The following is a 12815-nucleotide window of genomic DNA, read 5'->3' on the forward strand; positions in this document are numbered from 1 at the left end:
ACCGTCGAAGGGCACGGGCTGGAATTCCGTGTCGGTGGCCTCGCCCAGCTCGGTGGTGGCGGCCTCCCAGATGGAGCCCGCGCCGGAGTTGGCCACCGAGATGGAGCCGGGCTCGGAGCGGGCCGCCTCGACGAGGTCGTCGAGGGTCTGGTGGGGGCTGTCCTCGGGGACGGCGATGGTGGCGGGGACCGACACCATCTGGCCGATGAGGTCGTAGTCGCCCGGGTCCACGTCGTAGCCCTGGTGACCGAGCATGACGGTCTCCACGGGCAGGTAGCCGATGGTGTAGCCATCGGCCGCCCGGCCGGCGAGGTTCTCCAGCCCCACGGAGCCCGCGCCACCGCTGCGGTTCTCCACGACGATGCTCTGTCCCAGGCCCTCCTCCATCTGGGCGGCCAGGGTACGGGCGGCCAGGTCGGAGGCGCCTCCGGCGTCGTAGGGCACGACGAGGGTGACGTCCTGGCTGGGGAACTCCGAGGCGTCCTCGCTGACGCCGCCGCGGTCGGCGCAACCGGCCGTGAGGGCCGTGATCGCCAGTGCGGCCGCGGAAAGACGGAAAGTGGTGGAACGCATGATGCTCTCCGATTTCGGTGGAACCGGCTCCATGGGAAGGTCGCGGGACATGAGCCGAGGGTCGACGGGGCGCGGTGTGCGCCCGGTCGGTCAGTGGGACGGGGTCTGCGTGTAGGGAGCCCTGAGCCGGAGCCGGGCGTTGTCCAGGTGAGCGCGGAGCTCGTCGAAGACGGCTTCGGGTTCACCGGACTCGATCAGCCGGGCGAGGACCTCGTGTGCGCGGACGGAGGGGCCGAGGTCCTCGTAGCGCTCGTTGGAGGCCAGAAGGAGGACCTCGATGGTGGGCCGGTACTGCGCCCACACGTCGGCGAGCCGCCGGTGCCCGGCGACGTCGTAGAAGACCGAGTGGAAGCGCACGTCGGCGGCGGTGAAGGCGTCCGGGTCACGCTCTTCACGGGCCCTGCGCATCTGTTCCAAAGGAACGCGGAGGCCGTCGATGAGTCTGGAGCGGTCCTTGTTCAGGCCGATCTCCAAGGCCAGTCGTTCGAGGGATCCGCGCAGGGAGAAGAGTTCGTCGATGTCGTCCCCGCCCAGCCCCACGACCGTGGCGCTGCGGCGGTTGGTGTCGATGAGCCCTTCGAAGGCGAGGATCTTGAGGGCGTCGCGAATCGGCCCACGGCTCAGGTCGAACTGCTCGGCCAGGTGCCCCTCGACCAGCGAGGTACCGGGGGCGTAGCGCCCGGTGATGATCAGGCGCCGGAGTTCTCCGGCGACCTTGTCGCCGAGTGCCCGCTGCTTGATGGGCAGGATCTCCGACATGTCTCCCTTTCGGTTAACCGTTAACTGTTAACCAGATTGGATCACCGTGTGACCTGTGTCAACTGCTGCGAAGGCTGGTTTTAATGTTCCCGATGTCCGATTTACGCAGATCCCTTGCCCACAACGGATTCGGAGCCTCGGGAGTCGAAAAAAATATGTGAAGCACGGAGCCAGGGCCACACCTTCGGACACCAAGCAACTACTCCCAGTGATGGAAATACTCCTCGAAGGTGGCCAGAAGACGTCTTCGGGGCGCCACCGTGGTGCGATGTGTTCCCCCACACGCGGCGTTCCCGTGAATTCACGTGACCTGGGACGCCGAGGGCCCTCCATGAACCGATCGTTCGTGAAGGACCCTCGACAGATGTGCTCAGTCGCGTTCGACGGGACGATCCTCGGCGTCCAAGAGGGTTACCTCGACCGGGTGGATCGGCCGGGACGGCTCCGGAATCGACAACCCCACGAAGGCCTGGGTGACGCTCAGCATGGTCGCCCAATAGCTCCCCAGGAGCAGCAACGGACCCACCAAGGACCCGGGAACGAACAGCGTGTAGACGAACAGGGAGAGGGTGCCCACCATCGCCGTCACCAGGATCGGAGCACCTCCCTGCCCCAGGTACCGCCAGTCGCCGAGCAAACCCAGCAGGAGTGCGGCGAGCACGGAAGACCCCAAGACCTGCGCCGGCATCGGGAAGAGGACCATGTACACCACGAGAAGGTCGGAGAGCAGGGCCAGGCCACAGGCACCGACCATGAAGGAGGACTCTCGCCGGTCCTCGGGGACCCTGCCGAGATCACTCGGTACCACCCCCTGCGGCGACTCCCCCGCCCGGACATGAAGCAGCACTCTTCGTTGCGGCCCGAAGACCTGAACGAGAAGGACGACGAACCCTCCCAGAAGGCCCGCACCGGCCACGGCCAGAACGACGGGGGCAGGTCGACGAGGGCCGGTGACCTCCACCCCAGGTCGGCGGGGGTCACCACCGAGGCGGTACCGATGAAGGCCATCACCAGCAGGGCCTCCACCAGGACGTACCAACCCCCGCGACGGAACTCACCCGCCCAGATCGCACGGTCTCCCTCCTCGGCCCGCTGTGACAGCCTCACGTACCTTCCCCGCGAGAGCACGGGTGTGATCACGTGATGGGCGAGCAGCACCAAGAAGACGGTCGTGGCCACAGGACCGGGATCGAGGGTCGGGGGTCGGGGGTCGGAAGGACATGGGGGACTCTTCTCTTGCTTCAGGAGCACGGGGTGACCTGCGCGGATCACGAGGAGCGGGGCCCTCGGCGCGCAGCCGCACGATTGTGCCCGACGCCGCCCCCTTTGTCACCCATTGACAAAGGATGTGGTGCCAGGCACACACCGGCCTTGTGGTGAAGGGTCGACCGGTGCACAGTCGTCATCACCACGTACCAGGACCCCGAGGAGCACCCCCATGAGCAGTGACCAGGCCGACGCGATCGTCGTCGGGGCAGGGCTGGCCGGGCTGGCCGCAGCGGCGGAACTGGCCGAGGCGGGCAAGCGGGTGATCCTGCTGGATCAGGAACCCGAACAGGCCCTGGGCGGCCAGGCCTTCTGGTCCTTCGGTGGATTGTTCTTCGTGGACTCCCCCGAACAGCGCCGCATGGGCGTCAAGGACTCCAAGGAGCTGGCCCTCCAGGACTGGATGGGCACCGCCGCCTTCGACCGTCCCGAGGACGAGTGGCCGCGCAAGTGGGCCGAGGCCTACGTCGACTTCGCCGCCGGGGAGAAGTACTCCTGGCTGCGACAGCAGGGCCTGAAGATCTTCCCCGTGGTGGGCTGGGCCGAACGTGGTGGCTACCTGGCCGACGGACACGGCAACTCGGTGCCGCGCTTCCACATCACCTGGGGCACCGGACCCGGGGTGGTCGCCCCGTTCGAGCGCAGGGTGCGCGCCGCCGCCGAACGCGGTCTGGTGGATCTGCGCTTCCGCCACCGGGTGGACGAACTCGTGGTGACCGGCGGCGTGGTCGGCGGGGTACGCGGCACGGTGTTGGCCCCCAGCGACATCGAACGCGGCCAGGCCAGTAACCGGGACGCGGTGGGCGAGTTCGAGCTGGGCGCCCAGGCGGTCATCGTCACCGCGGGCGGTATCGGCGGCAATCACGAGCTGGTGCGACAGAACTGGCCCGAACGGTTGGGCCAGGCACCCGCGCACATGCTCTCGGGGGTGCCCGAGCACGTGGACGGGCGCATGCTCGGCATCACCGAGCAGGCCGGCGGGCAGATCATCAACCGCGACCGCATGTGGCACTACACCGAGGGCATTCAGAACTGGGACCCGATCTGGGCCCGGCACGGCATCCGGATCCTGCCGGGACCGTCATCGCTGTGGTTGGACGCCACCGGCAAGCGACTGCCCGCGCCGTACTTCCCCGGTTTCGACACCCTGGGCACCCTGGACCACATCATGAAGAGCGGCCACGACTACACGTGGTTCGTGCTCTCACAGAAGATCATCGAGAAGGAGTTCGGGCTCTCGGGTTCGGAACAGAACCCGGACCTGACCGGCAAGGACGTCAGGTTGGTCCTACAGCGGGTGCTGCCGGGCGCGCCGGGCCCGGTGGAGGCGTTCAAGCGCAACGGCGCCGACTTCGTGGTCGCCGACAAGCTGCCGGAGCTGATCCGCAAGATGAAGGAGATCTCCGGCGACGACGTCCTGGACGCCGACACGGTGGCCCGCGAGGTGGTGGCCCGCGACCGCGAGATGGTCAACACCTTCACCAAGGACCTCCAGGTCATGGCGATCCACGGGGCGCGCAACTACCGGGGCGACAAGCTCGCCCGGGTGGCGAGCCCACATCAGGTCCTGGACCCGAAGGCGGGGCCGCTGATCGCGGTCCGGCTGCACATCCTCACCCGTAAGACCCTGGGCGGGTTGCACACCGACCTGGACGCCCGGGTCCTGCGCGCCGACGGCACCCCACTGCCGGGGGTGTACGCGGCCGGTGAGGTCGCCGGGTTCGGTGGTGGCGGCGTGCACGGCTACCGGTCCCTGGAGGGCACCTTCCTGGGTGGCTGCATCTTCTCCGGGCGCACGGCCGGAAGGGCCGCCGCCGCAGCGCTGGGTTAGGGACAAGACCGTCGAAGCAGGGGGTGGGACCGGTGAAGGGCCGGGCCCACCCCCTCGCCGGTTCCAGCCAGAGCCAGGACGCGAATGATGTGGGTACTCACCCGCGAACTTCGCGGTTTCCGGCTCACGCTCCCCGAATCTTCGTCAGGCTGGTCTCCATGCGATCGAGGAGGCATCATGAGTGTCATGGCTATCGGCAAGACGGACCCGGGAGCGGCACCGCTCACCGTGGAGGACCTGCGACGGACGCCGGACGACGGACGGCGCTACGAGCTGGTCGGCGGGAGGCTTCACGTGTCCCCCGCCCCCGTCTTCCTACACAGCCGGGTCGAATCCCGGCTCGGCTTCCACCTGAGCAACATGGCACCGGTGGAGTGCGAGGTCGCCACCGGACCCGGCATCGACTTCAACGCGGACAGGACCCACCACCGTGTCCCGGACCTGGTGGTCATCCGCGCCGAGGACGCCGAAAGTCCGTACCTGACCAGGCCTCCGCTGCTGGCGGTGGAGGTGGTGTCCCCCGAGAGTGTTCTGCGGGATCACCACACGAAACGGCGAGAGTACGCGGCGTTCGGCATCGCCTCCTACTGGGTGGTCACCCCCGACCCCGACGAGCCGAGCATCATCGAGCTGCGGCTGAAGGACGGTGAGTACACGGAGGTGGCGGCGGCCTTCGGTACGGACGTCCTGGACACCGAACTGCCCTTCCCGGTGCGGGTCGTGCCCCAATGGCTGCTGAGCACCGGCGGTGACTGGCGTCGGCACATCGGTGGACCGAAGGAGGCGGAGGATGCGAAGGAACCGGAGAGCGATACGTAGCCCTCACCACGAACGCGAGGAGCCGGGTGCCCCCTCGGGCACGCGGCTCCTCTTTTCGTTCTCCCGGGCCCGAACTCGGTGGCCTGCTCTCCTGCTCCCTTGAACACTCACACGGGAACCGTCTCGGGACGGAGACGTCGACCTCCGGGCCGCCTGTGCGGCGCCGTCTCGGGCCGGCCCGCGTGTGACACCCGCTTTCGCGTTCTTGGACGCTCATACTGTGGGCGACCCGTCACCATCCCATTCGGGCCGGTAGGGCCGAGAGGACGCGAAGAGAGGTGGTCTCCCGTGCCATCGAGGGATCCGATCGCCGAACCGTGGGGGACCCGGACCCCCTACCCCGCAGGACAGCGGTGGCCCAGCAGGGTCGACCTCCACCTCGCCGAGGGGGTGGCCCTCGACGACGTGGACCGGTGGGTGCGATCCGCGTCGATCCTGCACTCCAACGGCGACGCGCTGGACATCGCGGTCAAGGACGGCCGGATCGTCGGGGTACGCGGTCGTGAGGAGGACCGGGTCAACCGCGGGCGCTTGGGCCCCAAGGACCTCTACGGTTGGCAGGCCGGCCACTCCCCCGACCGGCTCACCCGACCGCTCGTACGCCGGGACGGAAAGCTGGTCGAAACCGACTGGGACACCGCGATGGACCTCGTGGTCGAGCGCAGCAGGAAGCTGCTCGACCAACAGGGCGCCAGTGCCCTGGGCTTCTACACCAGCGGACAGCTGTTCTTGGAGGAGTACTACACGCTCGCCGCTATCGGCCACGGTGCGATCGGCACCAACCACGTGGACGGCAACACCCGGTTGTGCACGGCCACGGCCGCCGCCGCGTTGAAGGAGTCGTTCGGCTGGGACGGGCAGCCGGGATCCTACGGCGACATCGACCACGCCGACGTCATCGCGCTGTACGGCCACAACATGGCCGAGACCCAGACGGTGTTGTGGGCCCGTGTCCTGGACCGGTTGGCCGGGCCGAACCCGCCCAGGCTGCTGTGCGTGGACCCCCGGCCCACACCGGTGGCCAGGGCGGCGACGCTGCATCTGGCGCCGCGACCGGGTACCAACGTCGCCCTGATGAACGCGATCCTGCACGAACTCATCCGCACCGACCGGATCGACCATGCCTACGTGGCGGCCCATACCGTCGGCTACCAGGACTTGGTTCGGGTGACGGCCGACTACCCGCCTGAGCGCGCCGCCCGGATCTGCGAGGTGCCCGCGGAGCGTATCCGCGAGGCCGCCGCGCTGTTGGGCGACGCCGAGCGACTGCTGTCGACCGTGCTCCAGGGCTTTTACCAGTCGAACCAGGCCACCGCGGCGGCCGTGCAGGTCAACAACGTCCACCTGCTTCGAGGCATGTTGGGTCGTCCCGGAGCGGGTGTACTCCAGATGAACGGCCAGCCCACCGCGCAGAACACCCGCGAGTGTGGCGCCGACGGTGACCTGACGGCCTTTCGCAACTGGAACAACGACCGGCACATCACCGACCTCGCCGAGATCTGGAACCTGGACCCGATGCGGATCCCGCACTACGCGCCCCCCCACGCACGCCATGCAGATCATGCGTTACGCGGAGAAGGGTTCGATCCGCTTCCTGTGGGTCAGCGCGACCAATCCAGCGGTGTCCCTGCCCGAACTGAGTCGGATCCGCGAACTCCTCGCGAGCCGGGACCTGTTCCTGGTGGTGCAGGACCTCTTCTTGACCGAGACGGCCGAGCTCGCCGACGTGGTGCTGCCCGCCGCGACCTGGGGAGAGAAGACGGGGACGTTCACCAATAGCGACCGCACCGTGCACCTGTCCGAGAAGGCCGTGGAACCGCCGGGCGAGGCGCGACCCGACCTGGACATCTTCCTCGACTACGCCCGACGGATGGACTTTCGCGACAAGGACGACCGGCCCTTCCCCCAGTGGCACGACCCCGAATCGGCCTTCGAGGCGTGGAAGCGGGCGAGTGCGGGCCGCCCCTGTGACTACTCCGGCCTCACCTACGAGCGTCTGCGCGATGGCGGTGGCGTCCAGTGGCCCTGCGACAGCGAACACCCGGAGGGTACCGAGCGGCTCTACACGGACGGCCGTTTCTGGGCGAGCCCCGAAGAGTGCGAGAGCTACGGCAAAGACCTGGTCACGGGGGCGCCCTTGGAGGAGTCGGAGTACCGGGCGGCCAACCCCGAAGGGCTGGCGATGATCAAGGCGGTGGAGTACGTTCCTCCACACGAGGAACCGGATGAGGAGTACCCCTTCATCCTGATCACCGGCCGCACGCTCTACCACTTCCACACTCGCACCAAGACGGGGCGTGCTCCCGAACTCCAGCGGGCCGCCCCCGAAGTGTGGGTGGAACTCTCCCCCTCCGACGCACGGGAGGCGGGAGTCGACGAGGGGGATCAAGTGGAGGTTCGTTCCTCACGCGGGAGGATCCGTGCCCGCGCCAGAATCAGCGGGATCCGGCCCGGGGTCCTGTTCGTTCCCTTTCACTACGGATACTGGGACACCGACACCTCGGACACCGATGGGGAGCGTGATCGGGCCGCCAACGAGATGACCGTCAGCGATTGGGACCCGGTGTCCAAACAACCTCTGTACAAGACCGCCGCCGCCGGTCTGCGCCTGTTGGGGCGGGGATATGGGCGACCGTCCTCGGCGCCCACCACGACCGCCTCGGCACCGATCGGCGCCGAGGTCCCGGCCACCCGGGGCGCGGCGGACACTTTGGAGGAGTACACCGACGGGGGGACGCGATGAGGATCGGAGCGGCCCTGCGCGAACTGCACCGTTCGGAGAGTGCCCTGGCCACCGAGTTGCCACGGGTGGCCGAGCGGCACCCGAAGGAACAGGAGATCCGCCACGTGACGGGGGATCTGGCGGAGTGGTCCTGGGAGCACGTGCGCGAGATCGTCGCGGTCTCACCCCGTTACGGTGTGGACCCCGCCGACCTGGAGAACCCCGAGTCGTCGGAGGAGAGGCGGTTCGAACTTCCCGGGGAGGACTCCGACCCGGACCTGTCACTCCTGGCGGACCTGAGGAGGTTGTATCGCATGAGCGGTGGGGTGGCACTGGACTGGGACCTGCTCGGACAGGGTGCCCAGGTCATCGCCGATGCCGAGCTGCTCGCGTTGACCAAGCGATGTCGACCACGTTCGGCCCGACAGATGCGCTGGGCACGAGGGATGCTCAAGACGCTCTCCCCGCAGATCCTGGCGAGCTGAGAGCGGCCGGCGTCCGTATCGAGGCGATCCCGTGTCGCGTCGGTCGGAGTGCGCCCGTGGCGGATCGCACGCCGACCGACGCGGCACTAGGTCCTGTTCTCGTCCTTCGGGTCGGACTTGGAGCCGCGGGGCCTGCCCCGGCGAGGGATGTCCCCCACCTCCTTGGGCATGCGCCCCGCCTCATCCAGGGCGCGACGCAAGAGGAACTCGATCTGGGCGTTGGTGCTGCGCAGCTCCTGCCCGGCCCAGCGCGCGAGCGCGTCATGGACGGCGGGGTCGAGCCGCAACAGCACCTTCTTGCGCTCGGACACGGACACCTCACCCGGATCTACTGGTACAGGGTCCCGGTGTTGACGACGGGGCTCGCGGGACGGTCCGAGCACAACACCACGAGCAGGTTGCTGACCATGGCGGCCTTGCGCTCCTCGTCGAGGTCCACCACGTCCTCGTCGGACAGGCGCGCCAGGGCACGGTCCACCAGGCTGACGGCGCCCTCCACGATCTCCGCACGAGCGGCGATCATCGCACTGGCCTGCTGACGCTGGAGCATGGCCTGGGCGATCTCGGGGGCGTAGGCCAGGTGGGTGAACCGGGACTCCACGATCTTCACACCCGCGGCGTCGACGCGTTCGGCGACCTCTTTGGACAACTGTTCGGTGATGGCGTCGGCGCTGTCGCGCAGTGACAAGCCGGTGCCCTCTCCGTAGGAGTCGTAGGGGTATTTGCCGGCGATGTGACGGACCGCCGCTTCGGTCTGAATGGAGACGAACTGCACGAAGTCGTCCACTTCGAAGGAGGCTCGTGCGGTGTCCTCGACCTGCCAGACCACGACGGCGGCGATTTCGATGGGGCTACCGGAGGCGTCGTTGACCTTCATGACGGAGGTCTCGTGGTTGCGGATGCGGGTGGAGATCGCGTTGCGCACGGTGAGTGGGTTGACCCAGCGCAGGCCGTCGGTGCGGATGGTGCCGACGTAGCGACCGAAGAACTGCACGACCTGGGCCTGGTTGGGGGCGACCATGGTCAGGCCCAGGGCCAGGAAGGCGCCTACCAGAGCCAGGGCCACACCGACCGCGATCAGGAATCCGGGCAGGCCGAGCGCCGGCAGGAAGGCGATGCCCACACCGCCCAGGAAGAGGGCCGCGGCGATCGTGAACATGGGGATCCCACCGGCTCCGAAGGCGACGCGTTCCCGGTACTGGGGCGCCGGTCTGGTCACGCTGGGGGTCTGGCTCATTCTTTGCTCCCTTTCCTCAAGTGATGACTTGAGCATAGCATTGTGATATCACTTTTAATAGACGATCCTCCCCCCGAGGCCCCCTACCAAGAGGAGACGTGGACGCGATGAGCACCGACGCCCTGCGCCTGAGACCGCCCAACCACCGAGTGGACCACCGTGCCATCCGGTGGTGGACGACACAGTCCTTGATCGTGACGGTCGTCCTCACCGCCATCCCCCTCGTACCCGCGCTGCTCTGGGAACCGGTGCGGCCGTGGTTCCTCCTCGCGGCCGGGATCTTGGCCGTCGTGGGTCTACTCGTCACCGTGGTGATGCCTCGATGGCGCTATCGGGTGCACCGCTGGGAGATCACCGACACCGCCGTGTACACCTCCAGCGGCTGGTTGTGGCAAGAGTGGCGGGTCGCCCCCATGTCACGCATCCAGACCGTGGACACCGCCCGTGGGCCACTACAGCGGGCCTTCGGGCTGTCCAGCGTGACGGTGACGACCGCTTCGGCGGCCGGACCCATCGAGATCAGCGGGCTCGATCACGTGGTGGCCACCGAGGTGGCCGACCAGCTCACCGACAGCACCGAAGCGGTTCCGGGGGATGCGACATGACCTCCCACGACGATCACCGACCCGAGGAAGAGCGAGAGGCGGGCACCGGCCCCGTCGATGAGATCGCGGACCCGCCCAAGGTCGCGAACGACGGCGACGACCCGAACAGGGGCGCCCACTCTCGGGAAGTGACCGATGGGTCGGCCGACGAGCCGGGCGGAGGCTGGCTGGGGCTGAGCGGCCTGTCGGTATGGGCCAACACGACGGTCGTGGCCCTGTTCATGGTGCCCTCGGCCATCGTCGGAACCATCGTTCTGGTCGTGGTCGGCCAACCTTGGTGGGCCCTGCTACCGATCCCCGCCACGGGCGCCTTCATCGCCCTGATGACCTACATCGACATGTTGCGGCTGCGCGCCATCCGCTACCGGGTCACCGCCGAGCGCATGGAGATCCGTTCGGGCATCATCGCCAAGGCCTACCGCTCCATCCCGCGTGAACGGGTGCGCAGTGTGGACGTGGCCGCCCCGATCTACGTGCGGGTCTTCGGATTGTGCACGGTGACGGTGGGTACCGGCGAGAAGGTGGGTTCCGGCGGGGACCAGCTGAAACTGGAGTTCGTCACCGCGGAACAGGGCGAGCGGTTGCGCCGGGAGCTCCTTCAACGTGGGCCGAGCACCTCCACCCTCGCCGGGGAAGGAGAGGCACGGGCCCGGGTGGAGGAGAGCGAGCTGGTCCGGATGGACCCACGCTGGTTCGCCTACGCACCCGCCACCACCGCCACCTTCGGCATCGGGTTCGGTGTGGTCGCCACGCTCATCGGCGCCAACGCCCAGTCCGGCGGACGCGGCTGGCTGTGGATCTCCGAGCAGGCCGGTCTGCCCAGCGCGCAGGAGGTGAGCGACTTCGTGATGGGCAGGCTCGCACTGATCGTCCCCTTGGCCTTGCTGGGTCTGCTGCTGTCCGGGGTGGTCGTTCTGCTGGTGGTGGCCGTTGAGACCTGGTGGGACTATCGGCTCACCCGCGAGGGCGACGGCACGGTACGACTGCGCCGTGGTCTACTGACCAGCGTCTCGTTGTCGGTGGAGGGCCGCCGACTCAACGGTGTGGTCCTGCGCGAGCCATTGGTACTACGTGCGGTGGGCGGGGCGAGTGTCCAGGCCGTGGCGACCGGTTTGGAGGGCGGCGACGAGAAGAAGACCAGCGCCAAGAGCCGTCTCTCCCCCGCGATGCCTCGGGCTCGTGCCCGTGAACTGGGTACGGCACTGATGCGCGGGCGCCATTCCCCGTTGGACGTGGCACTGGCCAGGCACCCGAGGGCGGCGCTGCGCCGTAGGTTCACCCGGGCCGGGATCGTGACGCTCCTGGGCATGGTCCTGGCCGGCCTTCTGGGGTGGTTGCACATGATCGCCACCGAGAGCTGGTGGGAGGCCGCCCGGGTCATCGAGGAGAACCTCGTCCCTATCCCGGTGGTCGTCGAAGGCGTGCAGGTCACCCCGAGTTGGGGGTGGGCGCTTCCGGCTCTGTTCGTGGGCGTCGCGGCCTTTTGGTACGCGATGGGTTCCTACCGGGGTCTGGGCCACGGCCTGCACTCGGACTATCTGGTGTTGCGCCACGGGATGGCGATCCGTGACACGGTCACCTTGGAAAAGTCCGCGGTGATCGGCTGGCGGATCACGCGTTCGCCCTTCCAACGCAGGCTGGGTCTCGCGGACGTTTCGGCGACCACGGCGGCGGGGGCCGGAATGTACACCGTGGCGGACGTAGGGCTGGGCCAAGGCCTGGCCTGGGCGGATGAGGCGGTACCCGAGTTGCTGGCTCCCTTCCTGGAACGTGTCGAAGGCGAGGAAGCGACCAAAGGCCCCTCCGTATCGCTCTGACACGTCCTCGCGATCGGCCTCCGCTCGGCGCCCCCTTTGGAGATCCGAACGGAGGTCGGTCGTGTTCACCTCCCTGGTGTCCTCGCCCCCGATGTCCTCATGGGCCTCGCCGGGCCCTCAGGAAACGGGATTGTCGAAGATGGGTTCACCGTCCACACGCAGTCCACTGGTGTGGGTGAGCGCCATCTCCACCAGGGGATAGGTCTCGAACAGCTGCTCCATGCCGAGCGCTCCGAGTACGCGTCCGGCGATGGCGGAGGGCTCGGCCAAGACCATGTGTCGTCCCTGGCCGGCCAGGGTGTGCAAGACGGTGGTCAGAGCGCGTACGCCACTGGCGTCGAAGAAGTCCAGTGGGGACATGTCCACGATCAGGCAGTCGCATCCGGGGTCCTGCGCGGCCAGTAGGAGCCGGTCACGCAAATGGTCGGCGGTGGCCAGGTCCACCTCTCCGTGGACGCGCACCACCGTCACCCCAGTGCAAGGGGGACGATCCAGGACCGAGAACGGGGCATTCTTCGCCACTCGGGCCACCTCTCACCGGACGTAACCTTTCCACTACGCAACCGCGTACGAGATCGTAGCCTCTCCAGAGAGGCCGTGGGGGCTTTTCATGAGAAAAAGCCCTGAAATCTCGACGACGTGGCTCCGGGGCCAGGCCGATGTCACCCCACCGGACATTCATCGCCGTCGTTCTCTACGCC

The 12815-nt window shown here is 68.0% G+C and carries 12 protein-coding genes and 1 pseudogene; 7 read left to right on the plus strand and 6 right to left on the minus strand.

Going from position 1 to position 12815, the window contains the following annotated elements; all coding sequences use genetic code 11:
* From D472_RS24630 to D472_RS0102280, 3 genes are all read right to left on the minus strand, one after another.
* The coding region (locus D472_RS24630; RefSeq protein WP_033302993.1) for a tripartite tricarboxylate transporter substrate binding protein at positions 1–573 on the minus strand (573 nt) is incomplete at its 3' end.
* 90 nt (positions 574–663) lie between these two features.
* Positions 664–1332: a GntR family transcriptional regulator gene (locus tag D472_RS0102275; RefSeq protein WP_017602882.1), complete on the minus strand. Its 669-nt coding sequence runs from the start codon at positions 1330–1332 to the stop codon at positions 664–666.
* A 370-nt stretch (positions 1333–1702) separates the two neighbouring features.
* Entirely contained in the window at positions 1703–2140 is a 438-nt protein-coding gene (locus tag D472_RS0102280) for a hypothetical protein (protein WP_033302995.1), read from the minus strand.
* Between the two features lie 27 nt (positions 2141–2167).
* Between D472_RS0102280 and D472_RS0102285 the strand changes: the two genes are divergently transcribed.
* From D472_RS0102285 to D472_RS0102305, 5 genes and pseudogenes are all read left to right on the plus strand, one after another.
* A complete protein-coding gene (locus D472_RS0102285; protein ID WP_152447875.1) occupies positions 2168–2476 on the plus strand; it encodes a hypothetical protein in 309 nt (102 codons plus the stop codon).
* Positions 2477–2770: 294 nt separating this feature from the next.
* The gene (locus D472_RS0102290) at positions 2771–4429 is read left to right on the plus strand and encodes an FAD-binding dehydrogenase (RefSeq protein ID WP_017602885.1); all 1659 of its coding nucleotides are present in this window, start codon (positions 2771–2773) and stop codon (positions 4427–4429) included.
* A gap of 177 nt (positions 4430–4606) precedes the next feature.
* A complete protein-coding gene (locus D472_RS0102295; protein ID WP_017602886.1) occupies positions 4607–5248 on the plus strand; it encodes a Uma2 family endonuclease in 642 nt (213 codons plus the stop codon).
* A 405-nt stretch (positions 5249–5653) separates the two neighbouring features.
* Positions 5654–7991 (plus strand): annotated as a pseudogene (locus D472_RS29460) (molybdopterin oxidoreductase family protein).
* On the plus strand, positions 7988–8455 hold the full coding sequence (locus tag D472_RS0102305) for a hypothetical protein (RefSeq protein ID WP_017602887.1): 468 nt from the start codon (positions 7988–7990) through the stop codon (positions 8453–8455). Before D472_RS29460 ends, D472_RS0102305 begins: the two are co-directional and overlap by 4 nt.
* Before the next feature lie 86 nt (positions 8456–8541).
* On the opposite strand, the gene D472_RS0102310 is transcribed toward D472_RS0102305, so the two are convergent.
* Both D472_RS0102310 and D472_RS0102315 read right to left on the minus strand, forming a co-directional pair.
* Complete coding sequence (locus D472_RS0102310) at positions 8542–8766, minus strand: hypothetical protein (RefSeq protein WP_017602888.1); 225 nt, start codon at positions 8764–8766, stop codon at positions 8542–8544.
* 17 nt (positions 8767–8783) lie between these two features.
* Positions 8784–9692, minus strand: coding sequence for an SPFH domain-containing protein (locus D472_RS0102315; RefSeq protein WP_017602889.1), 909 nt, complete (start codon positions 9690–9692; stop codon positions 8784–8786).
* Between the two features lie 107 nt (positions 9693–9799).
* Between D472_RS0102315 and D472_RS0102320 the strand changes: the two genes are divergently transcribed.
* Together D472_RS0102320 and D472_RS0102325 are read left to right on the plus strand one after the other, a co-directional pair.
* A complete protein-coding gene (locus D472_RS0102320) occupies positions 9800–10297 on the plus strand; it encodes a PH domain-containing protein (RefSeq protein ID WP_026117305.1) in 498 nt (165 codons plus the stop codon).
* Entirely contained in the window at positions 10294–12114 is a 1821-nt protein-coding gene (locus tag D472_RS0102325) for a PH domain-containing protein (RefSeq protein WP_017602891.1), read from the plus strand. Before D472_RS0102320 ends, D472_RS0102325 begins: the two co-directional genes overlap by 4 nt.
* 117 nt (positions 12115–12231) lie before the next feature.
* Here the strand turns inward: D472_RS0102325 and D472_RS0102330 are convergent, their stop codons facing one another.
* Positions 12232–12585 (minus strand): STAS domain-containing protein, encoded by a 354-nt coding sequence (locus D472_RS0102330; RefSeq protein ID WP_017602892.1) that lies wholly within the window; start codon positions 12583–12585, stop codon positions 12232–12234.
* Positions 12586–12815 lie beyond the last annotated feature (230 nt).

This window comes from Nocardiopsis alkaliphila YIM 80379 (assembly GCF_000341005.1).
Classification (GTDB): Bacteria; Actinomycetota; Actinomycetes; order Streptosporangiales; family Streptosporangiaceae; genus Nocardiopsis; species Nocardiopsis alkaliphila.